The following is a 26,436-nucleotide window of genomic DNA, read 5'->3' as shown; positions in this document are numbered from 1 at the left end:
GCGCTCACCAGAACTCCGGGAGGAAACGCATGAATCGCGCTGTCTGTCTCGTCAAGGATGCTGGCCAGGCCCGCATGACCGCTGCCGTTGCCGCATGTGTGCTGGCGATGGGTCTGGCGGGTTGCTCGTCGCCGATGCCTCCGTGGGAGCCGCCGCGCACCATCATCCAACCCGCGCCGCCGCCCCCGCCGGCCCCCGCACCTGCACCAGCACCCCCACCTACCACGACGCTGCCGCCTTCACCTGCCATGCAGCCGGTGCCGACGCCGCCGCCGACCTACACCGCACCGCCTGCTGCTGACACCGAACCGCCGCGCGCAACGCCCGGCATGGCGAATCCGGCATCCACGTATTGTCTGCAGCGCGGCGGTCAGCTTGAATTTTCCACGCGGGCGAATGGCGCCGAGGTGGGCACCTGCGTGAGCCCCGGCGGGGATGAATGCGAGGAATGGGCGTTCCTGCGCGGCAGTTGCACGTGGTAAGCGCCGGCAGTCTCTGCAGGCAAAGAAAGGGCCGCAGAAGTTGCGGCCCTTTTGTTTTGGAAGATGCGACCGGTTTGGCGACGCTTACCGCCGCGCCACCACCACCTTGTCGGCGGATTCCGCCACCAGCCGCATCGGCACACCGGCGGCTTGCAGGTTCTGCCATGTCGTGCGGCGCATGAAGGCGTAGGCCGGCGGCCCGTCGGTCCAGCGCCGGATCCATTCGTCGGTGGTGGCGACGACCTTGCTCGGTTCAAGCCCGGCGCCCATTTCGAGTTCGTCAAAGCCTGACACCAGTGTCATCGGCCGCCCGAGGTAATAGATGGCCGTCTGGTCCAGCCACTCGACCGAGTAAAAGGGCGTTTCGGGAGGAATCGGGCCCGTCGCATTCAGCGTCTTTTCGATGAGATCGCGGGCAGACAATGCATCGCGGAAGATCTCGCTGGCGTTGAGCACGCGGTCCCAGCAGAGCAGGGCGGAGATCGACAGCACGATCACGGCGACGGTGCGCCGCTGCCAGCGCAAGGCTGCGAGCGCGGCCAACGTGCCGACAGCCAGCATGGCCATCACTTCGCGCAGTGCCGGCATGGCCAGCGCCACCTGTTCGGCGGGCATCTTCGCGCCGGCCTTGGCGCCGATCGTCGGCACGGCAAACCACAGCCCAATGGCGATCAGCAGATTGATGCCGAGCGACCACGCAACGGCGCGCGTCGGCATTTTTTCCAGCGCCAGCGCCAGCACAATGGCCAGCGCGGGGAAGGCGGGCACGATGTAGCCGGGCAGCTTCGAACTGGAGGCCGAGAAGAACAGAAAGATCATCCCCGCCCAGGCAATCGACCAGCGCATCAGGTCAAACTGCCGCGTGCCGACAAAGAGATCAGCCACGCGGCCCAGGCGCCGGCCGATGGCCGCAAACAGCAGCGGCGTCCACGGCAGCAACCCGGCCGCGCCCACCGCGATGAAGTACCACCACTTGCCGCTGCGATGGTGCTCGTTGGTGAGGAAGCGCTGGAAATGTTCGTGGATGAAGAAGAAGTTGAAGAACTCGGGGTTGCGCTGCTGCACGATCACGAACCACGGCACCGTGGCGATCAGGTACAGCGCCAGGCCCGGCAGCCAATGCATGCGGCGGATCAGCGCCCAGTCGCGTGTCATCAGCAGGTAGGCCACGCCGATCAAGCCCGGGACGACCAGCCCGATCAACCCCTTGGTAAGCGTCGCGCCGGCCAGCGCCAGCCAGACCACCAGCATCCAGGCGAGCCGTCCGCCACGCGATGCGCCCGACCGCTGCGCCAGTGCAAAGCCGCACGCACCGACGGTCAGGAAAAAGCCCACGCCCATGTCGAGCGTGATGACCTGGCCGAACAGCAGATACAGCAGCGACGAGGCCAAAATCGCCGCGCCCGTCGCCGCCGTGCGCCCACCGCGATAGACGGCCAGCGTCCATGCCGTCATCAGGATCCCGCCCAGACCGAACAGCACCGGCCACAGGCGTGCACCCCAGGCGTTGACGCCGAATGCCTCGAACGTGGCGGCGGTCGTCCAGTACTGCAGGGGCGGCTTTTCGAAATATTTGAGATCGTTCAGACGCGGTGTCACCCAGTCGCCGGAGGCCACCATCTCGCGGGGGATTTCCGCATAGCGGCCTTCATCGGGCCGGAACAGGGTGGAGCGCTGGAAGAGGTCGTCCGTCCACAGCGCGAGGAACACGCCGATGAGCGCGACAACGATCAACGCCATCCACGGCGAGCGGCGGGAAGAAACAAGGCGGGATTCCATGCTGGGATGAACTTCGCGGGCACGGTCGGAAAGGGTAGGATTCTAGTCGATGCCGGATTAGCGGATGGTTAGCCTGGCCAAATGTCTATGATCCTTCCCGGTACTGCGCATGAGCAAGGCCAAGCTCGACACCTACCTCAACGACCGTCTCGACTGGAATTTGCTGCGCACGTTCCTTGCCATCGCGCGGGAACGCAGCATCAGCCGTGCCGCCACGCGCCTTCACCTGACGCAGCCGGCGGTAAGCCAGGCGCTCAAGCGGCTTGAAGATCAGCTCGGCCTGCAATTGATCGACCGCCAGGCCAATCCCATTGAGGTCACGCGGGCGGGCGAGGAGGTCCGGCTGATTGCCGAGGAGGTCTACGGCACCATTTCGCGCCTGTCGCAAGCCAGTGGCGAAGGCGGGCACGAGATTGCCGGCATGGTGCGCGTGGCCATCGTCAGCGGGCTGGACTTTCCGGAGTACGACGCGTTTCTCGGCCGCTTCCACCGCGATTACCCGCGCATTGAACTCGAATGCCAGGAGATGCGCAGCGCCGACGTGGTGCGCAGCCTGGAATTGCGCACGGCCACGCTGGGTCTATCGCCCAAGCGTGCGCTGCCGAAGAAGATCGAACACCGGTTGTTCCTCCGTCAGCGCTATGCCCTGTTCTGCGGGCAATATCACCCGCTGTTCGGTCGCGCCGACGTGCAGATCGCCGATTTGGCCGGCGAGAAGTTTGTCTCGTTCACGGGCGACAAGATCGGCGATCCGCTCTCGATGCTCACGTTCTTTCGCGACGAGATGGGCCTGACCGGCCCCGTGGTCGGCTCGTCTTCGAGCATGTGGGAAGTGCGGCGGCTGATCGTGGCGGGCTTTGGCATCGGTTGCCTGCCCGAGCACGTGGCGCAGGACGACGTCGAACAGGGCCGCCTGCAGCGCTTGCCGCCCGAAGCCGGCGTGGCCGACGTCGACATGCACCTGCTATGGATGGCCGACCGCAAGTTCAGCGCGGCGGAAGCGGCGTTTCTGGAAGCGCTGCATCGCTTTATCGATGCGCGCTATCCGGAGACCGCGTCGGGGACGATGGGCGGTCAATAACCGCGCGTGACGTCGACCACGTTGGCGAGCGCCTCGCCCCTGAGCAGGCGCCGCACGTTTTGTGCGACCTGCAAGCCAATGGTGTCGGCGCTTGCGACGGACGCCATGTGCGGCGTGACGATCAGGTTGGGTGCGCGCCAGAGCAGATCGTTCGCGGGCAGTGGCTCGTTCGGAAACACATCGACGATGGCGCCGCCGAGGTGGCCGGTTTGCAATGCGTCGAGCAGATCCGCTGCGACCAAATGCTCGCCGCGCCCGACGTGAATGAGCTTGGCACCCGGCTTGAGCCGCCCGAATGTGGCGGCGTTCAGCAAGCCGCGGGTGGCGTCAGTGAGCGGCAAGAGGCAGATCAGGATATCGGTGCCGTCCAGGAACATCGGCAGGCCGGCTTGCCCGCAGTACACGCCGATACCGGGCAAATCACGCGACTGGCGCGCCCAGCCCCGCACGCTGAAGCCGAGGCGATGCAGTTCTCCGGCGACATGCGAACCGATTTCTCCCAGGCCCATCACGCCCACGGTGCAGGCTGACGGAGGCTGCTGTTCGGGCCGGAACCATGTGGCGCTGCGCTGGTTGGCCAGCACGCGGTCCAACTGCCGGTGGAAATGCAGCACGCCCCACGTAACGAATTCCGCCATGCCGCGTGCGTGCTGCGGGTCGACCACGCGGCAGAGCGGCACCGCCGGCAATGTCGGGTCGATGAGGATGTTGTCGACACCCGCGGCGATGCTGTGCACGAGTCGCACGCGCGGCATGGCGGCGATGGCGCCTTCGGGCGGGTTCCAGCAGACGGCGATCTCGGCGTCCCGCGCGGCGGGCTCGCCGTACATGCGCACGTCGAACTCGGGCGCGGCGCGCAGGATGGACGGCACCAGGTGCGACATGTCGTAGTCGCGGCTGATGAGGGCGAGGGTCGTCATGCGCATCAGCTCCGGTAATCGGAGCGGGACGTATCGATCAGCCGCAGCGCGGCGAGCCATGCGCGGCGCGCAATGACGGGCGACTCTTCCCGATTGAACTGCGCGGCGGTGCGCTGGCGCACGTCTTCGGGCGGCATGCGCAGCGGCGTGCCGCCGGCCAGTGCCTGAATCTGCGCCTGGCAGGCGCGCTCGAGAAAGTAGATTTCGTGAAACGCATCTGCTGCCGTGTGGCCGCCGGCGAGCAGGCCATGGTTGCGCAGGATCATCGCCTTGTGCTGGCCGAAGTCGTGCACGAGGCGTTCGCGCTCGCCCAGGTCCAGCGCGATGCCTTCGTAGTCGTGATACGCGAGCTTGCCGTAGAACTTCAGCGCATGCTGGCTGATCGGCAGCAAGCCATGCTCTTGTGCCGACACCGCAATGCCCGCGGCCGTATGCGTATGGACCACGAAATGCAGATCGCTGCGCGCTGCATGGATGGCGGAGTGGATCGTGAAGCCGGCCGCATTGACGGCGTAGTGCTCCCGGTCCGCATCGGCGCGTTCGTCGATGACGTTGCCCTCCAGATCGATCTTGACGAGATCCGATGCGCGCATCTCGCCGAACAGCACGCCGTAGCGGTTGATGAGGAAGGTCGGGCGGCCGTCTTCATCGGGCAGCCGTGCGGTGATGTGCGTGTCGATCATGTCCGTCATGCGGAAATGATCGACGAGCCGATACAGCGCAGCCAGATCGGTACGAACCTGCCATTCGGTTTCAGAGAAGGTCGCGGGGCGGCGCGTGTGCAGCGAAACGGGTTGGGCTTCCATGGGAATACGGAGGGAGGTAGACATCAGTTTGTGGCGAGCGCCGTGGTTTCTTCAGGCTGTTTGCCGTCGCGATACCGCCCCAGGCCGATGATGCCGATCAACGAGATCGCGGAGAGCACCGTAAAGAACAGCGCCAGCGGCAGCCATTCGCCCTTGTAGCGTTCGGCCAGCATCGTGCCGATCAGCGGGGTGGTGCCGCCGGCGATCATGGTGCACACCTGATAGGCGATCGAGATGCCCGAGTAGCGCACGCGCGTCGGGAAGGCGGGCGTCATGAAGCCTGCGATGACGGCATACACGGCCGACAGCGTGACCACCGCCAGCGTGATGCCTGCCACCATCGCCACCGGATTCTGCGTGCTCACCAGCAGGAACATCGGATACGGCGTGAGCATCGAAATGGACGCCGCCCACGTCAGGAAGCGCGTGTCTCCGTAGCGTTGCGCCAGCAGCGCCGACACCGGCTGCGACAGCAGCTGCAGGATCGTCACGACGAACAGGCAGTCGAGAATCAGTGCCTTCGACATGCCGAGGTACGTCGTTACGTACGAAATCATGAACGTGTTGGTGAAGAAGAACCCAGCGGAGCCGATGGTGGTGGCCATGGCCGCCAGCACGATCGGGCGCCACGCGGTGCGCAACACTTCGCCCACGGGGTTCTTGAGCACCTCGTTGTTCTGCTTCATGCGCTCGAACTCGGGCGATTCCTTCACGCCCATGCGGATCGCCACACCGACAAGCAGCAACACGAAGCTGGCCAGGAACGGCAGGCGCCAGCCCCACGTGATGAAGCTCTCATGATCGAGCGACGACACCAGCCGGAACGACAGCAGCGACAGGATCAACCCGACCGGGCTGCCCATCTGCGGGAACGACGCGAAAAACACGCGCTTGGCCTTCGGCGCATGCTCGCTTGCCATGAGCACCGCGCCGCCCCATTCGCCGCCCACCGCAATGCCCTGCAGCACGCGCAGCAACACCAGCAGGATCGGCGCCCAGATGCCGATGGTCGCGTAGCCCGGAAGCAGGCCGATGCCGGTCGTGGCGATGCCCATCAGGAACATCGTCACCAGCAGCATCTTTTTCCGGCCGATGCGGTCGCCCAGATGCCCGAACACTGCGCCGGACAACGGCCGTGCGATGAAGCCGACAAAGAACGTGGCGAACGACGCCATCGTGCTCAGGAAATGGTTGCTGCTTGGAAAGAACACTTCGCCCAGCACGAGCGCGGCGGCCGTGGCGTAGGTGTAGTAGTCGTAGAACTCGACGGCGGTGCCGATGAAGGCGGCGGTGGCCGCGCGCACGGGCTGGTGCGTCGCGGTGGATGGTTGCGGCGTTGACATGGGGCGTCCTCCTCTTTTGGGCGTGGCCCCGCCAGCGCGCCGCCGATGTTCAGGCATCGGTCTGTGTCGCGGAAGCGGGGTGTCGGTCGTCAGCCGACGCCGCCATTTATGCGCATCGACGTGGGCGGCGGCAAATTCGCATTTTTGATTCCCCCGTATTAGCCGGGCTTATGTCCTGGGATTGGGAGCTGCACGCCTTGATCGCGCCATTGCGGTGCGTATGAGCGACGCGGGCAATGGGTGGATGCACGCTTCGGGCCAGCAGTATTTGCCTGATTTATAGGCCGAATAAACATTCGCAATTTGACGCGCATTTTGCGATTGCCAGATAAAGGCGGCTGGATGCGCCGAGCCGGTCGGCGCGCATGCAAAAGGAATGGAGACATGTTGAAGGTCAACGGGGCGCGGCTGTGGTCGAGCCTGATGGAAATGGCGGCGGTCGGTGCCACGCCAAAAGGCGGTGTGCGGCGCCTGGCGCTCACGGAAGAAGACGCGGCCGGCCGCGCGCTGTTCGTGCGCTGGTGCAAAGACGCGGGCATGACGCTGAGCACCGATCGCGTCGGCAATCTGTTTGCGCGTCGTGCCGGCAAATCGGCGCAAGCCCGCCCCGTGGCGAGCGGCAGTCATCTCGACACGCAACCCGAAGGCGGGCGCTTCGACGGCGTCTACGGTGTGCTGGCCGCGCTGGAAGTCGTGCGCACGCTCAACGATGCGGACATCGAAACCGACAAGCCCATCGAGATTGTCGTGTGGACCAACGAGGAGGGCGCACGCTTTACGCCCGCCATGTTGGGTTCAGCCGCATTTGCAGGCGTCATGCCGCTGGAACAGGCTTTGGCCTCGCGTGATGCGCAGGGCATCTCCGTGGCCGAAGCGCTGGCGGCAACGGGCTACGCGGGCGAACGTGCCATCCCCGGTGCACCGTTCGACGCCTACTTCGAGGCGCATATCGAACAAGGGCCGATCCTGGAAGAGAACGGCGTGCCGATTGGCGTGGTGACGGGCGGGCAGGCGATCCGCTGGCTCGATGTGCATGTGCAGGGCCAGGCCGCCCATGCGGGCACCACGCCCATGCGTTTCCGGCGCGACGCGATGTTCGCAGCGGCGGAGATGGCGACCGCGCTGGAAGCGCTGGTCGACAGTTTTGCGCCGCATGGACTCGTGACGATTGGCGAACTCGGCATCCGCAATGCCTCGCGCAACACCATCGCCGCCGATCTCACGTTCACGGTGGATTTGCGTCACCACGAAGACGCGCGCATTGCCGAGATGGAGGCCGCGCTGCGTGAACGCTTTGCCGACATTGCAGAGCGCCGCGGCTTGGCCGTGCAGATTGACCAGCACTGGGTCAGCCCGGCCACGCCGTTCGACCCCGCTTGCGTGAAGGCGGTGGCCGATGCGGTGGGGGCCCTCGACTACCCGCATCAGCGCATCGTGAGCGGCGCGGGGCACGACGCCATCCACATTGCCAAGCATTGCCCGACAGCGATGATCTTCATCCCGTGCGTCAACGGTCTGAGCCATAACGAAGCGGAAGACGCGCTTCCCGAAGATGTGACGCGCGGCGCCGATGTGCTGCTGCATGCCATGCTGGCCCGGGCGCGGTGAGCGAAATGGCGTGATAACGATATGACGGCATAGCGCTTTGCCCGACCCGTCAGTAGGGTCGAATCGTTGCAACTTGTTGCGGTAGCATTGCGTTTGCCGGCAATCCTGCCGGTTCAGTACGTCTTCAGGGCGGGGTGAAATTCCCCACCGGCGGTATGCGGACCGTGCGTCCGTGAGCCCGCGAGCGCCTTGCATGCGCCTGCATGCAGGGGTCAGCAGATCCGGTGAGATGCCGGGGCCGACGGTCAGAGTCCGGATGGAAGAAGATGTGCGGAACAACACGCGCGAGCTGCAGGAGCGCGCCTGGCTTTGTGCCGGGCTGCGCCGCTGCATGGCTCGCGCGTGTTTGTCTGCTTGCCCTGGAACGTCTTGTCGCCAATCTTGCGAGGAGCGTTTCCATGTTGTCCACTCAGCAATCCCCTGCAGTTCACCCGCCCGCATTGTCTGCTGCGAATGTGGCGTTTGACGCCATCGAAGCCCGCTTCGATCCGGCCGACATGCCCGCGCGCATGGCCGCCGCGCTCGACGCGGTGCGGCTTGGCGTGCCCGTTGTCGTGCTCGACGATGCCGACCGCGAAAACGAGGCCGACCTCATCGTCGCCGCCGACAAGCTCACGCAGGCCAGCATGGCCATGCTGATTCGCGAATGCAGCGGCATCGTCTGCCTGTGCCTGACGGCGGAGAAGAGCGCGTCGCTCGGCTTGCGCCCGATGGTGGAAGACAACCGCAGCCAGTACGGCACGGCGTTCACGGTGTCGATCGAAGCCCGCACCGGCGTGAGCACCGGCGTATCGGCGGCGGATCGCATCACGACCATCCGCGCGGCGATCGCGCCGGATGCCGATACGCAATCGGTCGTCAGCCCGGGGCACGTATTCCCGCTGGTGGCAAAGGAGGGTGGGGTGCTGACGCGGCGCGGTCATACCGAGGGCTCGGTCGACCTGGCACGCCTGGCAGGCTTGCCGCCGGCCGCCGTGCTATGCGAACTGATGCTGCCCGACGGCACCATGGCGCGCCGTGACGACGCGGTGTGCTTCGCCGATCAGCACAACCTGCCGGTGCTGACCATTGAAGACATCGTTCAATATCGGGAGCAGATGGAGCGCGCGGTCAGCTTTGTCTGACGACCAGCCGGCCGCGCGAGAGAGGTGACGCTGGTTACCGCTTGAGCGCGGCGGCTTCCTTGGCGAGCGCCGTGATGCCTGCCCAGTCGCCGGCCGCGACCTTGTCCTTGGGCACCATCCACGAGCCGCCCACGCACACCACGTTGGGAAGTGCGAGATAGTCTGGCGCGCTTTGCGGCGTGATCCCGCCGGTGGGGCAGAAACGCACATCGCCAAACGGCCCGTAGATCGACTTGAGCATCGGGATGCCGCCAGCCGCTTCGGCCGGGAAGAACTTCAGCGTGGTCAGGCTGAACTCCAGTGCCAGGATCAGCTCGGACGGCGTGGCGATGCCCGGCAGCCAGTCCAGTTCAGCTTTCGCCTGTGCCACGGCCAGCATCGGCGTAATGCCCGGCGACACCGCGAACACTGCACCCGCATCCTTCGCTTGCTGGAAATGCTCCGGCCGCGTGAGCGTGCCGGCGCCGACGATGGCATCGCTGCCCAGGTCCTTCACCACCGCACGGATCACGTCGAGCGCCACCGGCGTGCGCATCGTGATCTCGAACGTGCGGATACCGCCCTCGTACAGCGCGCGGCACACCTTGACGCCCTCATCGACAGATTGGAACTGCAGCACCGGGATGACCGGGCCGGCCTTGACGACGGAATCGATACCCACAACGTTCTCCTAGATCAACTTCAACGGAACAAGCTTAAACGACGGTCGCCAGCGCCAGCGTGAGCAGCAGCGCGACGATCGAGATGATGGTTTCCAGCACCGTCCACGTCTTGAAGGTTTGCGGCACGGTCAGGTTGAAGTACTCCTTCACCAGCCAGAAGCCGCCGTCGTTCACGTGCGACAGGATCAGCGAGCCTGCGCCGGTGGCCAGCACCATCAGCTCCGGCTTGACGGCGGCGCCCGAGGCGGCTGCGATCGGCGCGACGATACCGCAGGCGGTCGTCATGGCCACCGTGGCCGAACCCGTGGCGATGCGGATCAGCACGGCCACCACCCAGCCCAGCAGCAGCGGCGACAGATGGGCATCGGTGGCGACGGCCACGATGGCCTTCGACACGCCCGAATCACGCAGGATCTGGCCGAAGCCGCCGCCTGCGCCCACCACCAGCGTGATCGTGGCGATCGGGGCCAGACACTCGTTGGTGAACTTGAGAATGGTGTCGCGATTGAAGCCGCGTGCCTTGCCGAACGTGTAGAAGCTCACGATGGCGGCAATCAGCAGGGCCATCACGGAGTTGCCGGCCAGCTTCAGGATGTCGTTTGCCAGTGTCTTGGGCGGCACGATCAGGTCGGCCCAGCTGCCGATCAGCATCAGCACCACCGGCAGCAGGATCGTGAACAGCGTCACGCCAAAGCCCGGCAGCTCGCGCTTCTGGTCGGCTTCAACAAACTGCGCAGCCAGCGGGTTGTTCTCGTCCGGCTTGACGTAGCGCGAGACCAGCATCGCCCACAGCGGACCGGCCAGGATGGCAGTCGGCAGGCCGACGATCAGCGCATACATGATGGTCTTGCCGATGTCGGCCTGATACGCCGTCACGGCCAGCAGCGCGGCCGGGTGCGGCGGGATCAGACCATGCACCACCGACAGACCGGCCACCATCGGAAGGCCCACCAGCAGGATCGGCGTGCCCGTGCGCTTGGCCACGTTGAAGGCAATCGGGATCAGCAGCACGAAGCCGACTTCGAAGAACACCGGCAAGCCGATGATGAACGCCACGACCATCATGGCCCAGTGCGCGTTCTTCTCGCCAAAGGCACTGATGAGCGTTTTGGCGATGCGCTCGGCCCCGCCTGATTCCGCCATCATCTTGCCGAGCATCGTCCCGAGGCCCACCACCAGGGCGATGTGGCCCAGCGTGTTGCCCACCCCGGTTTCGAATGCCTTGACGATATTGCCCATCGGCATGCCAACCACCACGCCCAGCACGAGCGAGACGACGATCAGCGTGACGAACGGGTTCAGTTTCTGGACAGCGATCAGGTAGATCAGTGCGACCACCGCCAGCGCGGCGGTCAGCAATAGCGAGTTGCCTTGCATCGGGACCATCGGGTTTCCTCCTCAGGGATATTCACGGCTCTTGTTGTCTGGGCGCCCCGTCGTGCAGCGCGCCCTTATGAAAATGCGGATTACGGCTTCTTGTAGGCCACGCAATCGACTTCGACCTTGCAGTCGATGACCATGCTCGACACCACGCAGGCGCGCGCGGGCGGGTTGGCGCCGAAGTACTCCTTGAACACCTTGTTGAACGACTGGAAGTCGCGCGGATCATCCAGCCACACGCCGCAGCGCACGACGTGCTCGGGCCCGTAGCCGGCTTCGGCCAGGATGGCCAGCACATTCTTGATGGTCTGGTGCGATTGCTCGACGATGCCGTTGCCGACCACCTCGCCGTTCACCATGGGCGTCTGGCCCGACACAAACAGCCAGCCGTCTGCGCCCGCCGCACGGGCAAAGGGGAGGTGCTGGCCCCCGGTGCCGGTGCCGCCTTCAACGCCAATTCGGGTAATCGTCATCGCTACGTTCCTTCTTTCAAACTTGCAAACAAAACTTGGATTCAGTGGACCTCGGCGGCCGCCGTTGCCGGCGCACGCAGGCCGCGCTTGAGGAAGCGACCCGCGCCGGGTGTCCGCACAGCGGGCTGCGTGGCGCCTCCCTCATACGACAGACGGCCGTTGACCCACACGGCCGCAATGCCTGTCGCCGGTTGCTGCGGGTCGGTAAAGGTGGCGACATCGCGCACCGTTTCCGGATCGAACAGCACGAGATCGGCCCAGTAGCCTTCGCGCACGAGGCCGCGTTCGCTCAGCCCGAAGCGCTCGGCCGACTGGCCCGTCATCTTGCGGACGGCGGCTGCAAGCGAGAGCAGCTTGCGCTCCCGGCTGTAGTAACCGAGCACGCGCGGGAAGGCGCCCCACAGGCGCGGATGCGGTTTCGGATCGTTCGGCAGGCCGTCAGAGCCGATGACGGTGGCGGGGTGCGTGATGATGCGGTCCAGGTCCTGCGCCGACATGTTGTGGTACACGGCGCCCGCCGGCTGCAGGCGCCGCGCGGCGTCCATCAGGTCGGTGCCCCACGCCGCAGCAATCTCCTTGAGCGTCTGCCCGGCCATGCTGGGTTCGGGCTCCGACCACGTGATGAAGATGTCGAATTCGTCCGTCACCTGCTTGAGGTCCAGCGTGGACGAGCTTGCGGTGTACGGATAGCAGTCGCAGCCCACCGGCTGATAGCGCTGCGCACCTTCGATGGATTCCAGCACCTCGCCCGCGCGGCCCCAATTGGCAGCGCCTGCGCACTTCAGGTGCGAGATCACGATCGGCACGCGCGCATGTTTGCCAACGCGATACGCCTCGTCCATCGCATCGAGAATCGCCGCAAATTCGGTACGCAGATGCGTCGTGTAGATCGCGCCGGCCTCGGCCAGCGGCTCCGCCAGGCCCATCACTTCTTCGGTGGTCGACGCAAAGGCGTTGGCGTAGGCCAGGCCGGTCGACAGGCCGAGCGCGCCGTGGTCGAGCGCCTCGCGCAGCTGCGCGCGCATGCCTTCAACCTCGTTAGCGGTGGCGGGGCGGTCGAGGCGGTCCAGATGGTTGTTGCGCAGCGCCGTGTGCCCGACCAGCGCGGCGACGTTCACAGCCGGTTGCGCGCGCTCGACGGCGTCCACGTACGACGCGAAGGTCGGATACGCAAACGCGCTGGCAGGCCCCAGCAGGTTCATCGGGTCGGGCGGCTCGCCCTTGAGCGTGGCCGGCGACGCGCTGATGCCGCAGTTGCCCACGATGACGGTCGTGATGCCTTGCGACACCTTGCACAGCATGTCGGGCGTGCGAATCACGTTCGTGTCGTCGTGCGTATGCACGTCGATGAAGCCAGGAGCAAGGACGCGGCCCTCGCCGGCGATTTCCTCATCCCCCAGCCACGCGGTGGAGTCGGATGTGGCGATGGCGGCGATGCGGCCGTCGGTGATGGCCACGTCGAACAGCGTGGCCTCGGGTTCGTGGCCGCTGCCGTCCACAATGCGGACCTGACGGATGACGGTGTCGTACTGCTGCATGTCAATCTCCGAGCGGCTGGCGATTGCCGCCGCCGCGATGCGCATCGAGCACGTACTTGATGCGCCGTAAAAGCTCCTTGCTGCGATCGGACTGCTGCAGCGCGACCTCGGTCGCCAGCAGGTCGATCATCATCATCATGGCGTAGCGCGATGACGACGGCTTGAAGATGAAATCGGTTTCCATGGCCTGGATCGGCAGCAAGACATCGGCCAGCGTCGCCAGGGGCGAGCCCATGGCCGTGATGGCGACGATCCGGGCGCCGTACTCGCGCGCGATGGTCACGCTGTCGATCACCTCCGGCACGTGGCCGGTCACGGAAAACACGACCACCACGTCGTCCGGGCTGAGCGTGGCCGCGACCATCCGCTGCAGCATCGAATCATGATAGGTGGTGACCGGCCGTCCCAGGCGGGCGAGCCGGTAGCGCATTTCGTCGGCCATGGTGGTCGAGCCGCCGCCCATGCCGAACACGGCAATCATGCGCGCCGCCACCAGTGCGATAGCGGCAGTGCGGAAGGCCTCGGGCTGCACCAGCGCGCGGTTGGCCTCCAGCACATTGCTGATGTCGGCCAGGATGCCGTCTGCGCTGGAGGGCGGGCGGTCCGCACCGCCATCCAGAAAGCGCTGGCCGACTGCGGCTGCCTGCGCTAGCTTGAGCTTGAGTTCGCGCACGTCGCGGCAACCCATCGCCTTGGCAAAACGGGTGACGCTGGCCTCACTCACGCCGGCGCGTTCGGCGAGTGTCTGGATGCTGCCGGCGGCGGCTTCTGCAATGTCGCTCAGGACGGTCTGCGCGACCTTTTGCTCCGCGGGGCGCAGTTCAGCGGCACGCTGGGAGAGTCGGGTCACGATGTCCATCGGTTCACGCATCGGGTCGGGCTTAGGGTCTCGCATTCTGGCCCCCGGTAGTCGTCCGGATAGCGGCTTTGAGAGTGCTTTGGTACTTTGTAACAGGCTGGCCCGGAGAATAGTTTCGCCGCTATCATTGTGTCAACCCGATGTTTACCCCCAAAGGAACACGAGTCCATTCCCATGAGTGATACAAAGTACCAAGGAGGCGCCAACGCCGTCGTCAACCCGCTCGACAAGGGCTTGGGTGCGTTGGAAGCCGCATGCACGCCGGAGCAGATCGCTGCCCAGCGGTGGAACGTATTGAACGAAGACCTGAACCTGCCCGCGGCGGTGCTCTCGCAGTCGCGCGTGGAGCACAACCTCGCATGGATGCAGCGCTTCGTGAGCGAATACGGCGCCAAGCTTGCGCCGCATGGCAAGACGACGATGGCGCCGCGCCTGTTCCAACGTCAGCTGGCCGGCGGTGCGTGGGGCATCACGCTGGCAACGGCGCACCAGACGCGCATTGCGTATGCCCACGGCGTGCGTCGCGTGCTGATGGCCAACCAGCTGGTCGGCAAGCGCAACATGGCGATCCTGGCCGAGTTGCTGGCCGATCCGACGTTCGAGTTCTTCTGCCTGGTGGATGCGGCGGATCAGGTCGATCAGCTTGCCGCCTTCTTCGGCAAGGCGGGGCGCCCGATCCAGGTGCTGATCGAACTGGGCGTGCAGGGTGGCCGTACGGGCGTGCGCGACGACGCGCAACTGCAATCGGTGCTCGATGCGCTCACGCGGGCCGATGGCGCCGTCAAGCTTGCCGGCGTGGAAGTTTATGAAGGCGTGATCAAGGAAGAGGCGGATATCCGCACGTTCCTGCAGCGCGCGGTAAAGGTGATGGGTGACCTTGCAAAGGACGGGCGCCTCCAGCGCACGCCGGCCGTGCTGACGGGCGCCGGTTCAGCCTGGTACGACGTCGTGGCCGAAGAGTTCGCCAAGGCCAATATCGGCCAGCCGCTGGATGTGGTGCTGCGCCCCGGCTGCTATCTGACGCACGACGTGGGCATCTACCGCGCCGCGCAGGCCCGTATCGACGCCAACAACCCGATCGCGCACAAGATGCGTTCGAGCCTGCTGCCCGCCCTGCAACTGTGGGCCTATGTGCAATCCGTGCCCGAGGGCGAGCGCGCCATCATTGCGCTGGGCAAGCGCGATGCTGCATTCGACGCCGGTCTGCCGCTGCCGGTGTTGCATTTCCGGCCGGGCGACAAGACGCCGTCGGCCACGCTGGCGCACTGGGAAATCACCGGCATGATGGATCAGCATGCCTACCTGAAGATCGCCCCGGGTGACGACATCAAGGTCGGCGACATGATCGCCTTCGACATCTCGCACCCGTGCCTCACCTTCGACAAGTGGCGCCAGATTTCTGTCGTTGACGACGCCTACAACGTGGTCGACGTTGTGCAGACCTACTTCTGAGCGGGGCGCCCATGGCAGACATCCTCGCCTATGGCGAAGCGCTGATCGAGTTCAATCAGGCGGATCCCGGCAGCACGTCGTGGAATTTCGGCTTCGGCGGCGATACGTCGAACTTCTGCATTGCCGCGGCACGGCAGGGCGCACGCACGGGTTATATCAGCGCGGTGGGCGCCGACCGCTTCGGCCAGGCGCTGCGTGCGCTGTGGCAGGACGAAGGCGTCGACCATACCTACGTGCACACCGATGCGCAGGCGCCCACCGGCCTGTACTTCGTTTCGCACGACGCGCGTGGTCACCATTTCGACTACCTGCGTGCAGGCTCGGCTGCGAGCCGCTTCCAAACCGCGCAACTGCCGCTGCAGGCGATTGCGTCTGCCAAGGCGTTTCACCTGTCGGGGATCAGCCTGGCGATCAGCGACACCGCGTGCGACGCGGGTTTGGCAGCGATGGCGCATGCGCGCGCTGCGGGTGTGCTGGTGTCGTTTGACACCAACCTGCGCTTGCGCCTGTGGCCGCTCGCACGTGCCCGCGCCGTGATGCAGGAAGCGATGCGCACGTGCGATCTGTGCCTGCCGAGTTGGGACGATGTGACCGTGCTGCTCGATTGTCATGACCGTGACGGCATTGTCGATACGCTGCTCGGCTGGGGCGTGAAGCTGGTAGCGCTCAAGATGGGTGCGGAAGGCTGCTACGTGGCCACACCGGAGTCCCGTACGCTGGTGCCGCGTCATACCGTCAATGCCGTCGATGCGACCGGGGCTGGGGACTGCTTTGGTGGTGCGTTTGTGGCGCGGATTGTTGCCGGGGATTCGCCTGCAGAGGCGGCGCGGTATGCCAATGTGGCGGCTGCGATTTCTACGACGGGGTATAGCGCTGTGGCGCCGATTCCGCGGGCGGAGGTTGTGCGGGCGGCGTTGGCGTCCATGCAGACTGCCTGAATGGATATTGTTGGTGCCCAGTTGTGTTCTTGTTGGGTAAAGAAAAACGCCACCGCGTATTTGCGGTGGCGTTTTTGCTTGCGCATCGTGTGCTTACTTTCCAGGCACCAGGTGCACGCGCGACTCGGTTGCGGCTTCCACAGCCTTGCGCGAATACAGCAGCGGGAAGTACTCGCCCTTGAGCCATAGCGGTGCCAGGTCGCGGTAGTGCGGGCTGTCGGGGTTGCCGGACTGACCGGGCAGGTTGACGGCGCGGGAGTTGTCCCAGTTGCCGACGTCCACCACCGTGCGGAACGACGGGCCGTTTGTCTGCAGGAAATCGCTCGCGCGATACGTCGACTGGTTGGGTGTGTAGGGGCTGCCGCCTTCAGGCGTGGGGCCGACGTTGAGTTTGGCGCGCGTGGCCTCGTCGACGATGGCGGCGAACGGGTGGGCGTTCAGGTTGTGGTGCAGCTGGCCCCAGTTCCACGCTTGCGGGTTCGGGCCCTGGCGCTTGACCATATCGGCCCACGCATTCTTCAGGCTGTCGAGCAGCACGGCATCACGCTTGGCGGCGGCTTGTTGCGGGTCTTCGCCGAACTTGCGTTCGCTGCCTTGCGGGTGCTCTAGCGTGTCGAGCATGACTGCCGTGTCAGGCGCTGCCATGGCTTCGGCGCCGGCCTTGGACAACACGGCGTTCTTGAATGCGCGGCCAAGGTGGTGCGTAAACCAGACCTCATGCAGCGCGGCTTGCGGAGAGTCCGCCAGCATCGTCGCGTTCCAGCCCTTGAGCAGGTTGAGCGCGGCCTGCGTGTCGGCGTCGTTGGACGACAGCGGCGCCAGCAGGGCCATCAGCCTGCGCGCCGGGATCGACACCATGTCGTTCTGCAGGCGCATCGAATCTTCGATCGACACCTTGTCGAGCCTAGCCAGCACTTCGTCAATGCGTGCGTGGCGCGAACCGTTGGTCCACTCAAAGCCGAGTTTGCGCTCGCGGTACGGATAATCCGCCGGCAGGTTCATCTCGTTGGACGAGGTAAAGTAGCCCGACTTCGGGTTGTAGCTGCTGGGCAGTTGATCGCCGCGCCAGAAGCCGGCCCATTCGAAGCGGCCGTCGCCGGGCACGGGCAGCAGGCCGTCCCAGTTGGGGCGGATCGGGGCGAGGCCGCCAGGCACCCAGCCGATGTTGCCCTTCGTGTCGGCATAGACCTGGTTTTCGGTGGGGGCGCCCCAGTTCATCATTGACTGCTTGAACTGCGCGAAGGTGCGTGCGCGCATGTAGCCGACCGAGCCGAAATACGGCGACATGCCCGGCGACAGCCACGCGGAGCGCACCGCATAGGCGCGATGTTTCTCGGCGTCGACGTAGATGACCGGGCCGTGGCGCGTGAAGGTGAGGTCGACGGGGCGGGAGTCACCGCCGCGCACCTTCACGGTTTCGTGCAGCACGGTGAAGGGCTCCCAGCCGCCGTTGTAGCGGTATTCGCTGTTGTTGGCCGGGTTCAGCTCGTAGACGTAGAGGTCTTCCTGGTCGATGTTGAAGATGGTGAGGCCGAACGCGACGTGGCCGTTATGCCCGATCGACACGGCCGGCAGCGAGGGCTCTCCGGCGCCGATGATGTCGAGCGTGGGTGTGCTGATGTGGGCGATGTAGCGCAGGCTCGGTGCCGAATACGCGCGGTGCGGGTCATTGGCCATCACGGCGCGGCCGGTGGTGGATTTGCCCGGTGCGATCACCCAGTTGTTGCTGCCTTCCATCGTCTCTTCGAGGTTGGCCGCGGCAGCGACGCGCGTGCTGTCGACGTCTACACCCTTGAGCGATTCCGGCGTGAGTTTCACGCCTTGCGTGGCCAGGGTGAACACCTTCAGCAGATCCTTCGGCAGGCATGGGTCCAGGCCTTCGGGCAACTGGGTTTGCCAGGCGGGCTGCAGGCCGAAGCGGACGGTGTCGTCGGCGAGGTTGGCCTTGCAGGCCACGTTGGCGCGTGCAACTTCCGATTGCAGATTGCGCGTCAGGCCGTGGCTGCGAATGCGCACCACGTCTTCCGGTGCCCAATGCGCGGGCGCGTAGTTCAGCTTGCGGAATTCGAACGGCATCTGCTCCGGATGCCGGGCCAGCCAGTCGACATATGCATTGATGCCGGCGACGAAGCGCGTGGCAATGCGCTGCGCGTCGGGGCTGTAGCGGTTCCATTCGACCTGCATGTCACCGCGATAGAGGAACAGCCGCGTGGCGCGATCCTGTTCCACATAGGCCGGCCCGAACACTTCCGACAGTTGGCCCAGACCCCGGCGGCGCCACAGGTCAATCTGGAAAAGGCGGTCTCGCGCAGCATTGAAGCCTTGCGCGAAGAAGCCGTCGTCTTCGCTCTTGGCATAGATGTGCGGCACGCCCCAGCGGTCGATCAGGATGTCGGCGGGCTTGGATAGGCCCGGTACGACGATGGTCTGCGTGGTGGCTTGGGGCGCGTCTTTGGCCAGGGCCTGCGCGGACATGCCGAGCGCAACGGCCGACAGCAGAACAGGAAGCGAACGGATGGGCATGGCGATGCAGTCTCCTCTCTGAGCCCGGCATGCCAGCGCAGTCCACACGGACAGGGAAGGATTCGGGCGTTCTTATGGATACGGCAGACAACCGCGAGCGCGGCTGATGGGAAGGGCAAGCTGGCCGATCGGTTGAGCGGGTGCTGGCAACTGCTAGGGGAGAGATGCCCACCGATCGGCACAGGCTATCGAGTATGCGGATGCGCAACGAACTGCGCCAATGACTTTTGTTCGGTCAACCATTCCGTCAAGGCATGGCTACCGGTGTGTCATGCCAGCGTTTCAGGCCCCGTCTTGCGATGCACATTGGCGGCCAGCACGTGGCCCAGTTCGCCTGGGAAGATCGGCTTGGTGATGACGGATTGGTAGCCGGCTTCCTTCGCTGCCTTGAGGCGGATCGGGTCGGCAAATGCCGTCACCGCGATGGCGGGCAGGTCGGTCAAGCCGCGTTCGCGCACGGCCCGCACGAGCTGCATGCCGTCCATACCCGGCATGGCGAGGTCACTGACCAGCGCGTCGAAGGGGTAGGCGTTGGCCGCCGCCTCCTCCAGGGCATCGAGCGCTGCGGCGCCGCTGGGTACGGTGACAACCTCGGCGCCATAGCGCTCCAGCATCAGTGCGATCACGCCGAGCGATTCGGGGTTGTCGTCCACCGCCAGCACGCGGATGCCGTCCAGCGTCGGCATGCCCGTCCCCGCGACGAGGCCCGGCGTGCGGTTGGCCTGTTCGCCCGGTTGCGCGGCATGCAGCGGCAGCGACACGGCCATGGTGGTGCCGCGGTCTGCGCCGCTGCTGGCGGCGGTGATGCGGCCGTGATGCAGCTCGACGAGCTGCTTGGCAATCGCGAGCCCCAGGCCAAGCCCGCCGTGGCGGCGCGTGCTGGACAGGTCCGCCTGCTGGAAGCGGTCAAAGATATGCGGCAGGAAGGCCGGCTCGATGCCGATGCCGGTGTCGCGCACCGTGGCGACGACACCTTCGGGCGCCGGATGCACCGAAAGCCGGATGTGTCCGCCTTCGGGCGTGAACTTGACGGCGTTGGCCAGCAGGTTCCAGAACACCTGCTTCAGGCGCCCGGCATCGCCTTGCAGCATCGGCACGGGCAGGAATTCGGTATCGATGGTGATGTTCTTCTGGCGGGCCATCGGCTCGATGGTCTCGCGCGCGCGCTCCAGCACGTCGGCCAGGTCCACGGGGCCGATCTCCAGCGGAACCTTGCCCGAGAGGATGGCCGACATGTCGAGCAGATCGTCGATCAGGTGAACCTGCGTGCGCGCGCTGCGCTCGATGGCTTCAATGCCGCGCTTGAACATCGCCTCATCGTAGGCGCGCATGTTCAGCAACTGGGCCCAGCCCAGTACTGCGTTGAGCGGCGTGCGCAGTTCGTGGCTGACGGTTGCCAGGAAGTCGTCTTTCAGGCGGCTGGCGCGCTCGGCTTCTTCGCGTGCGCGGGATTCGGCCTCGAGGAGTTGCGTGCGGCGGGCCTCGGCCTGGCGGCGCTCGCTGATGTCGATCACGGCGTTGGTCAGGCCGATGATCTCGCCGGTGTCGTCGCGCAGCGGCATGACTACCACGTCGTAGACCACGCGCTGCGTGTGGCGCCGCCGGAAGGCGAACTCCACGCGCGTGGGCGTACCCGTTGCGATGACGCGCTGGCCGGCTTCGGTCAGGCGCGATGCGGCCCGGCGGCCGAACACTTCGCGCACCGTCCGTCCCAGCAGCTGTTCGGGTGGCAGGCCGAAGACGGGGTTGTGCACCCACGTGAAGTGCATTGTGTTGTCGACGTCGTACAGCGAAATGGGCGAAGCCTGCAGCGCGGCCAGCAGGCGCTGCTGCGACAGGCGTTGCTGGGTTTCAGCCCGCGCGCGTCGCTCAGCCCCCGCGCGGGCGCGGCGCAACTGCTCGCACAACGCGCAGATGAGCAGCGCACCGACCCCAAACACCGTCAGCTGGACCGATGTCAGCGGCACCGCGGCAGGCCAGCTTTGCAAGGCGGCCAGGCCCATGAACAGCCCTGCGTAACAGACGATGGCGAGGATGCCCGGCCAGAAGCCGCCGTACCACGCGGCAATCGTCACCACGGGAAACGCCAGATAAAACGGCAGATGGATGCCCATTGCCGATTCGAGCAGCACCCGCCCAATGGTTCCGACCGCGGCCGCGCCGATCGCCACCAGCCATGCCGAAGGGCGAATGGCCGGTGCAGCGTTGAACCCGCTGGCGCTGAAGGGACCGGGGTCCGCCAGCCGGGCGGGGCCGGCAGCACGCGTATCCGACGGGCGGGGCGAGGAGGGCGGAATGGACGTCACAGTCGGTTGCAGCACCGGGCAGAGAGCAGAGCAGCCAAAGGTGACTCAGGATACGAACTGGTCGCCATCGGTGCCATCGGGGTTTCGCTGACACGCTTGCAAGACGGCGCCCGATTCTTGCTCAGGCCAGCAGTGGCGCGGTCTGCCGGGTTTATCCCCCTGAAGAGGGGTGTCCGGCGGGTTCCGGGTGCGGATCGCGCATGCGGTCGCGCCGCGTCAGCGCGGGGAACAGCCGCATCCAGGCGGCCACCACCAACAGCGTGCCCAGGCCGCCAATCACCACCGAGGCCACGGGCCCCAGCAACCCGGCCAGCATGCCCGATTCGAATTCGCCCAACTGGTTGGACGCACCCACGAACACGGAGTTGACGGCACTCACGCGCCCGCGCATGGCATCGGGCGTATCGAGCTGCACCAGCGACGTGCGGATCACCACACTGATCATGTCCGATGCGCCTAGCACCACCAGCGCCAGCATCGACAGCGGCAGCCAGCGCGACACCCCGAACACCAGCGTCGCCAGTCCGAACACGGCCACGGCGGCGAACATCACCCGGCCGACCTGCCGATCCAGCGGACGGTGTGCGAGGAAGAGCGCCATACCCAGCGCCCCCACCGCCGGCGCCGAGCGCAGCAGCCCCAGCCCCCACGCGCCCGTTCCGAGAATGTCGCGCGCATAGATCGGCAACAGCGCCGTCGCACCGCCCAGCAGCACGGCAAACAGGTCGAGCGAGATGGCACCCAGCACCACCGGCCGCCCCTTGATGAACGCGATGCCAGCAAACAGCGATGCGAGGCTCACCGGCGTGCTGACCGGCACGGCGCGCTCCATCCGCACCAGCGCCAGCAATACGTGCGCGAGCAGAAAGAGCCCGGCTGCCGTGGCATACACCACGGGCGCCCCGGCCACGTACAGAAAACCGCCGAGCGCCGGCCCCAGGATGACGCCGGTCTGCCCGGCAGAGCTGGACAGCGCCACGGCGCGCGGCAACGCCTGCGGCGGCACCAGCGTCGGCAACAATGCTTGCAGCGTCGGCGTCTCGAACGCGCGCATCGCGCCAATCACGACCACGCACAGGAAGATGGGCTGCACGCCGGCATGCCCGTTCGCTGCCATGACGGCCAGCGCAAGCGCCACCAACGCCTCGATGGCCTGACAGGCGCGCACGACGTACCGCCGGTCGTAGCGGTCCGCAATATGGCCGGAGGCCAGCACCAGCACCACCGACGGCAGAAACTGCGCCAGCCCGACCAGCCCCAGCACATAGGCGCTGCGCGTCAGGTCGTAGATCTGCCAGCCGACGGCCACCCCGAACATCTGATACGCGAACGTGGTGGACAGTCTGGCGAACCAGAACAGCCGGAAGGCGGGGTAGGAAAACGGCGCATGCGACAGCGTTTGCGCAGAGGCGGAAGAGGAAGCGGGGGAAAGACCGGCGTCGCCAGACACGTTGAATGTGCGCCGGAGCCCGGCGATCAATGAAGGAAGCGGAAAGGAGGCGTGAAGCGACCGTCATCGTAACGGAAGTCCGCCTTCTGTAGCCGCCCGCACGGGTACGCGGCTTGCGGAACTGCCGGTACATCGTTACAGGAGATTTCATCATGGCCACGCATCGCACCCGGTCGAAGCCGTCGCAGGCCAAATCGGAGGCCAAGTCAAAGCCCCACCGCTGGTCGCACCATGTGATGGAAACCAGCGACGCGCTGGATATCGAGCCTGACATCTTCAAGTCGCGCAGCCCCGCGCGGATTGCGGCCTCGCTCAAGGCATCCGCCGAGCACAGCCGGCGGCGCAAGGGGACGGCATTCCAGTCGGCCATGTCAATGCTGACGTTCTATATCAATCGGGCGGGGCACAACCTCAGCGCCGGGCGGCGCCGGATTCTCGAACGAGCCAAGGATGCACTGCGTGCCGACTTTGGCCGCCCGGCGCAGCGCGCGGCCAAGGCCCGGCAATGAGGCAGTGCGGTGTTGCTCAGATGGTCAGCATGACGCTGAGCAGCTGCCGGGCGACGGCCTTGTAGTTGGCTTCGTCGCCCTGCGGCGAATAGGTAGAGAGCGTCTTGCCCCGGTATTTGACGGTCACGATGCCGTTGCGGGTCGAATAGGTGGCCTCGATGCTTCGGCCGCCGCGTTCGATATGAAACGGGATGGTCTCGGCGATCAGGCGCGCGGTGTCGTGCGAAGCCGGCGGTGCCGGCGGCACGGCCGACAGCGGCGAGTATGAGGCGGATGCTTGTTGTTCGGGATGGCGCATGGCGCCTCCTCTTTGGGGGACACGGGTATCCACCGCAACGCAGGTTCCGTACCAGCCCGGTTTGACGTGGCCGCATCGTACGGCCGCCCGAAAAATGGCACATCGCCAAGCATCAAAGGCGCGGGATCGGCGAGGGTTTGACGTCACGCGTCGGTCTGTTGACGAGATTTGTCAGATTTGTAAACGCAATTAACCGCCAAGAATTTTCAGCCCCGTGCAAATCTGGGCTATCAAGGTGCGGGGGCAGGTGCCATTCTGGTAAGTGCCATGGCGCGCGCATCGAACCATCCGCATGCACATCGCGCCTTGCAGCACCCTGCCGACGTTCCAACCATGCCAACAAGGAGGCGATATGGGTTCCCATACCTACAAGATGATCGAGCTGGTCGGTTCTTCACCCGACTCGAGCGATGCCGCGATTCGCAACGCCATCGCGCGTGCGGGCGAAACGCTCAAGCATCTGGACTGGTTTGAAGTGCTGGAAACACGCGGCCACCTGGTCGACGGCAGGATCGCGCACTGGCAGGTGACGATCAAAGTGGGGATGCGGCTCGAGACGCTGGAGAGCGAAAAGCCCGCCGGCAAGAAGAAGGGCAAATAACGGGCAAGGAAAAAGGCGGCCAGGATTGCTCCGACCGCCTTTTTCGTGGGACTGCGCAGCAGCGTTATTGCGTCTGCGTGAAGTCCAGCGCGTTGGTCAGGTCGCCCATCGGCTTGTTGCCGTTGGAGATGAGCGCGGCGTCACGTTGCTTGATACCCGGCAGCGTCGGCAGGTCGAAGCGGTGCGTGATCAGGCGCAGGACCGAAGCCGTGTCGTACTGGGTGTGGTCAACGAAACCCTTCTTGGCGAACGGCGAGACGATGATCGCCGGGATACGCGTGCCCGGGCCCCAGCGGTCGGCCTTCGGCACCGTGGCGTGGTCGTAGAAGCCGCCGTTTTCGTCATACGTCACGACGATCACCATGTTCTTCCACTGCGGGCTCTTCTGCAGCTGGGCGATCACGTTGGCGATGTGCGCGTCGCCGTCGGTCACGTTGGCATAGCCCGGGTGCTGGTTCAGGTTGCCTTGCGGCTTGTAGAACGTGACGGCGGGCAGCTTGCCTGCGGCGGCGTCTTGCAGGAACGCGGCGTCGTAGTCGCGCAGGTGGGCGGCACGCTCGGCGGCGCCGGTGCTCGTGGCCGGGTCGAAGCGGCTGAAGTAGTTGAACGGCTGGTGGTGCGGCTGGAACTGGATCGAACCGCTGTAGATCACGCTGCGCGTAGCGTTCGGGGCGTCGGCGATGGCCGCGTTCCAGGCGCCGGCGTACCAGGCCCAGTCCACGCCGCGGGCGGTCAGCAGGTCACCGATGTTGGTGGTCGACTGCTTCGGCAGGGTGGTGGCCTTGGTCGGATCGGCGTAAGCCGCGTTGCCGCTGGCCACGGCGTTGCCCGAAGGCTGGTACGGCGGCTGCATCGTGTTGACGGCGTAGGAATTGCCGTTGCTGTCGACCGGCGTCAGGTTGCCGTCCTTCGTGGCGTTGCCATCGTCGCCCGCGCCTGCGTATGACGTCGGCGCACCGGCCATCACCGAGCTTGCGGCCGGGATGAGCGTCGGGCTGCCGTCTGCATTCGTCTTGACGTTGGCGATGCTATTGACCGCCGGCGACGTCTTGGCATTCGGGTAGATCGGTGCGCACGCGCAGATCAGGTATTGGTGGTTCAGGAACGAACCGCCGAACGCGCCCATGAAGAAGTTGTCCGCCAGCGTGTATTGCTTGGCGATGTTCCACATGGCCATCTTGCTGCCGTCGTAGTAGCCCATCGTCAGGCCACCGGCATCGGCAAAGGCGGCGAACTTGTCGTTCTTGCCACCGTTGATCTGCATCTGGTTCTGATAGAAGCGGTGCCACAGGTCGCGCGTGATGACGTTCTGGCCGACCACCGTGCCCGTGCTGCCGAAGCCCGATGCGCTGTCGATCTGGAACATCTGGTTCGGCATGTTGGCCGTGGACGCCTGTGTGATCTGCACGCTTTGGCCGCCTGCGGTCACGCCACCCCAAGTGGGCGGCAGCGTCGGCAGCACCGAGCCGTCGAAGTCCTTCTGCGCAACGGCGGTACCGGTCGAAGTCGGGTTCACACCGGGGATGCCGTTGGCGCCCGGGAACAGGCCGTACAGGTTGTCGAAGCCGCGGTTTTCTGCGTAGATCACCACGATCGTTTTGACGTTGTTGGTCAGCGCCATGCGCTTGGCCACGCCGTCGCGAATCGTCTTGCCGAAGTCGCCGCCGTTGGCCACGGCATCGGCAATCAGCGCGATCGCCTGCTCGATTTCAGCCTGCAGCGCGGCCTTGGTGCCGGCATCGGTTTCCTTGTTGTGGTCTTCCAGCAGCTTGTCGATGGTCACGCCCAGGCGTGCGGCGAGTGCCGTCTTGGCAGCGTTGATGTCGCCGCCGTTGCTGTCCATCAGGGCTGCCAGCTCGGTCGAGATGGCGCTGACGACGGCGTTGGCACCGGCCGGTGCGCGGAACACCAGCGGCTGCGTGATGGCCGTGTGGGCGCCGGTGTCCGGGTCATTGCGGAACGCGTCCGTGCCGATTTCCACCGTGATCGCGCCCGAGCCCGGCAGCGTGTATGCGCCGTTCTTGTCGGTGCGCGTGCTGGCCTCACCGGCATCGCATTTGCCATTGTTGTTGGCGTCGATACAGACCTTGGCATTCTCGAAGTAGCTGCCCGTCACCACGCCCGAGGTGGACGCGGAGGCACTGCTGTTCGAATCGCTGCCACCACAGGCAGACATGCTGGCCGCGACCAACGCGGTCAGCGGCAGAAGACGAAGCGCTCGGCTCATGATTTCCCTGGATTGTTGTGTGGGGGACGAAAGCGAGCCGGAGTCTGTGCTTCGTGTGTGACAAGTTGATGATGAAA

22 protein-coding genes and 1 riboswitch are annotated in these 26,436 nt (G+C 65.6%); of the genes, 8 read left to right on the top strand and 14 right to left on the bottom strand.

Annotated elements, in window-relative coordinates; genetic code table 11:
• The first annotated feature begins 29 nt into the window (after positions 1 to 29).
• Positions 30 to 482, top strand: a complete 453-nt coding sequence (locus ABIC76_RS01770; RefSeq protein ID WP_354532762.1) for a putative hemolysin — start codon at positions 30 to 32, stop codon at positions 480 to 482.
• A gap of 84 nt (positions 483 to 566) precedes the next feature.
• On the opposite strand, the gene ABIC76_RS01765 is transcribed toward ABIC76_RS01770, so the two are convergent.
• Positions 567 to 2,261, bottom strand: a complete 1,695-nt coding sequence (locus tag ABIC76_RS01765; protein WP_354532761.1) for a phospholipid carrier-dependent glycosyltransferase — start codon at positions 2,259 to 2,261, stop codon at positions 567 to 569.
• 109 nt (positions 2,262 to 2,370) lie between these two features.
• Between ABIC76_RS01765 and ABIC76_RS01760 the strand changes: the two genes are divergently transcribed.
• Positions 2,371 to 3,342 (top strand): LysR family transcriptional regulator, encoded by a 972-nt coding sequence (locus ABIC76_RS01760; RefSeq protein WP_027679129.1) that lies wholly within the window; start codon positions 2,371 to 2,373, stop codon positions 3,340 to 3,342.
• Here ABIC76_RS01760 and ABIC76_RS01755 read toward each other — a convergent pair.
• From ABIC76_RS01755 to ABIC76_RS01745, 3 genes are read right to left on the bottom strand one after another with little or no spacing between them, the layout of a single operon-like run.
• Positions 3,336 to 4,262 (bottom strand): 2-hydroxyacid dehydrogenase, encoded by a 927-nt coding sequence (locus ABIC76_RS01755; RefSeq protein WP_354532760.1) that lies wholly within the window; start codon positions 4,260 to 4,262, stop codon positions 3,336 to 3,338. The genes ABIC76_RS01760 and ABIC76_RS01755 overlap by 7 nt on opposite strands.
• 5 nt (positions 4,263 to 4,267) lie before the next feature.
• Entirely contained in the window at positions 4,268 to 5,068 is an 801-nt protein-coding gene (locus ABIC76_RS01750; protein ID WP_102066222.1) for a class II aldolase/adducin family protein, read from the bottom strand.
• A gap of 23 nt (positions 5,069 to 5,091) precedes the next feature.
• The gene (locus ABIC76_RS01745) at positions 5,092 to 6,411 is read right to left on the bottom strand and encodes an MFS transporter (RefSeq protein WP_354532759.1); all 1,320 of its coding nucleotides are present in this window, start codon (positions 6,409 to 6,411) and stop codon (positions 5,092 to 5,094) included.
• Positions 6,412 to 6,795: 384 nt separating this feature from the next.
• Between ABIC76_RS01745 and ABIC76_RS01740 the strand changes: the two genes are divergently transcribed.
• Both ABIC76_RS01740 and ribB read left to right on the top strand, forming a co-directional pair.
• Entirely contained in the window at positions 6,796 to 8,019 is a 1,224-nt protein-coding gene (locus ABIC76_RS01740; protein ID WP_354532758.1) for a Zn-dependent hydrolase, read from the top strand.
• Positions 8,020 to 8,135: 116 nt separating this feature from the next.
• A riboswitch (FMN riboswitch) is annotated at positions 8,136 to 8,291 on the top strand.
• A 126-nt stretch (positions 8,292 to 8,417) separates the two neighbouring features.
• Entirely contained in the window at positions 8,418 to 9,143 is a 726-nt protein-coding gene (gene ribB / locus ABIC76_RS01735) for a 3,4-dihydroxy-2-butanone-4-phosphate synthase (RefSeq protein WP_354532757.1), read from the top strand.
• A gap of 34 nt (positions 9,144 to 9,177) precedes the next feature.
• Here the strand turns inward: ribB and ABIC76_RS01730 are convergent, their stop codons facing one another.
• The 5 genes from ABIC76_RS01730 to ABIC76_RS01710 form a co-directional block, all read right to left on the bottom strand.
• Complete coding sequence (locus ABIC76_RS01730; protein WP_354532756.1) at positions 9,178 to 9,804, bottom strand: bifunctional 4-hydroxy-2-oxoglutarate aldolase/2-dehydro-3-deoxy-phosphogluconate aldolase; 627 nt, start codon at positions 9,802 to 9,804, stop codon at positions 9,178 to 9,180.
• Positions 9,805 to 9,838: 34 nt separating this feature from the next.
• Positions 9,839 to 11,191: a GntT/GntP/DsdX family permease gene (locus tag ABIC76_RS01725; RefSeq protein ID WP_027679122.1), complete on the bottom strand. Its 1,353-nt coding sequence runs from the start codon at positions 11,189 to 11,191 to the stop codon at positions 9,839 to 9,841.
• An 80-nt stretch (positions 11,192 to 11,271) separates the two neighbouring features.
• Entirely contained in the window at positions 11,272 to 11,658 is a 387-nt protein-coding gene (locus ABIC76_RS01720; protein WP_009240594.1) for a RidA family protein, read from the bottom strand.
• A 41-nt stretch (positions 11,659 to 11,699) separates the two neighbouring features.
• On the bottom strand, positions 11,700 to 13,196 hold the full coding sequence (locus ABIC76_RS01715; protein ID WP_354532755.1) for a D-aminoacylase: 1,497 nt from the start codon (positions 13,194 to 13,196) through the stop codon (positions 11,700 to 11,702).
• 1 nt (position 13,197) lies between these two features.
• A complete protein-coding gene (locus ABIC76_RS01710; protein WP_354533527.1) occupies positions 13,198 to 14,067 on the bottom strand; it encodes a MurR/RpiR family transcriptional regulator in 870 nt (289 codons plus the stop codon).
• A 162-nt stretch (positions 14,068 to 14,229) separates the two neighbouring features.
• Here ABIC76_RS01710 and ABIC76_RS01705 point away from each other — a divergent pair, with 162 nt between their 5' ends.
• Together ABIC76_RS01705 and ABIC76_RS01700 are read left to right on the top strand one after the other, a co-directional pair.
• On the top strand, positions 14,230 to 15,507 hold the full coding sequence (locus ABIC76_RS01705; RefSeq protein WP_354532754.1) for an amino acid deaminase: 1,278 nt from the start codon (positions 14,230 to 14,232) through the stop codon (positions 15,505 to 15,507).
• A gap of 11 nt (positions 15,508 to 15,518) precedes the next feature.
• Positions 15,519 to 16,445 carry a sugar kinase gene (locus ABIC76_RS01700; RefSeq protein ID WP_354532753.1) on the top strand — a complete coding sequence of 309 codons (927 nt, stop codon included), beginning with the start codon at positions 15,519 to 15,521 and terminating at the stop codon, positions 16,443 to 16,445.
• Positions 16,446 to 16,538: 93 nt separating this feature from the next.
• Here the strand turns inward: ABIC76_RS01700 and ABIC76_RS01695 are convergent, their stop codons facing one another.
• From ABIC76_RS01695 to ABIC76_RS01685, 3 genes are all read right to left on the bottom strand, one after another.
• Positions 16,539 to 18,968 (bottom strand): penicillin acylase family protein, encoded by a 2,430-nt coding sequence (locus tag ABIC76_RS01695; RefSeq protein ID WP_354532752.1) that lies wholly within the window; start codon positions 18,966 to 18,968, stop codon positions 16,539 to 16,541.
• A 269-nt stretch (positions 18,969 to 19,237) separates the two neighbouring features.
• On the bottom strand, positions 19,238 to 21,274 hold the full coding sequence (locus ABIC76_RS01690; protein WP_374220527.1) for an ATP-binding protein: 2,037 nt from the start codon (positions 21,272 to 21,274) through the stop codon (positions 19,238 to 19,240).
• A gap of 151 nt (positions 21,275 to 21,425) precedes the next feature.
• Positions 21,426 to 22,724 carry an MFS transporter gene (locus ABIC76_RS01685; protein ID WP_354532751.1) on the bottom strand — a complete coding sequence of 433 codons (1,299 nt, stop codon included), beginning with the start codon at positions 22,722 to 22,724 and terminating at the stop codon, positions 21,426 to 21,428.
• A 152-nt stretch (positions 22,725 to 22,876) separates the two neighbouring features.
• On the opposite strand from ABIC76_RS01685, the gene ABIC76_RS01680 reads away from it, so the two are divergent.
• Positions 22,877 to 23,233: a DUF3175 domain-containing protein gene (locus ABIC76_RS01680; protein ID WP_316891275.1), complete on the top strand. Its 357-nt coding sequence runs from the start codon at positions 22,877 to 22,879 to the stop codon at positions 23,231 to 23,233.
• 16 nt (positions 23,234 to 23,249) lie between these two features.
• Here ABIC76_RS01680 and ABIC76_RS01675 read toward each other — a convergent pair whose 3' ends face one another.
• Positions 23,250 to 23,531 (bottom strand): hypothetical protein, encoded by a 282-nt coding sequence (locus tag ABIC76_RS01675; protein ID WP_102066231.1) that lies wholly within the window; start codon positions 23,529 to 23,531, stop codon positions 23,250 to 23,252.
• A gap of 352 nt (positions 23,532 to 23,883) precedes the next feature.
• Here ABIC76_RS01675 and ABIC76_RS01670 point away from each other — a divergent pair, with 352 nt between their 5' ends.
• On the top strand, positions 23,884 to 24,132 hold the full coding sequence (locus tag ABIC76_RS01670) for a dodecin (protein WP_027679112.1): 249 nt from the start codon (positions 23,884 to 23,886) through the stop codon (positions 24,130 to 24,132).
• A gap of 64 nt (positions 24,133 to 24,196) precedes the next feature.
• Here ABIC76_RS01670 and acpA read toward each other — a convergent pair whose 3' ends face one another.
• On the bottom strand, positions 24,197 to 26,359 hold the full coding sequence (gene acpA / locus ABIC76_RS01665) for an acid phosphatase (RefSeq protein ID WP_354532750.1): 2,163 nt from the start codon (positions 26,357 to 26,359) through the stop codon (positions 24,197 to 24,199).
• Positions 26,360 to 26,436 lie beyond the last annotated feature (77 nt).

Source organism: Ralstonia sp. 1138 (assembly GCF_040544795.1).
GTDB classification, from domain to species: Bacteria; Pseudomonadota; Gammaproteobacteria; order Burkholderiales; family Burkholderiaceae; genus Ralstonia; species Ralstonia flatus.
Note: the sequence above shows the minus strand (reverse complement) of the source record. Positions and strands in the feature narration are given on the sequence as shown.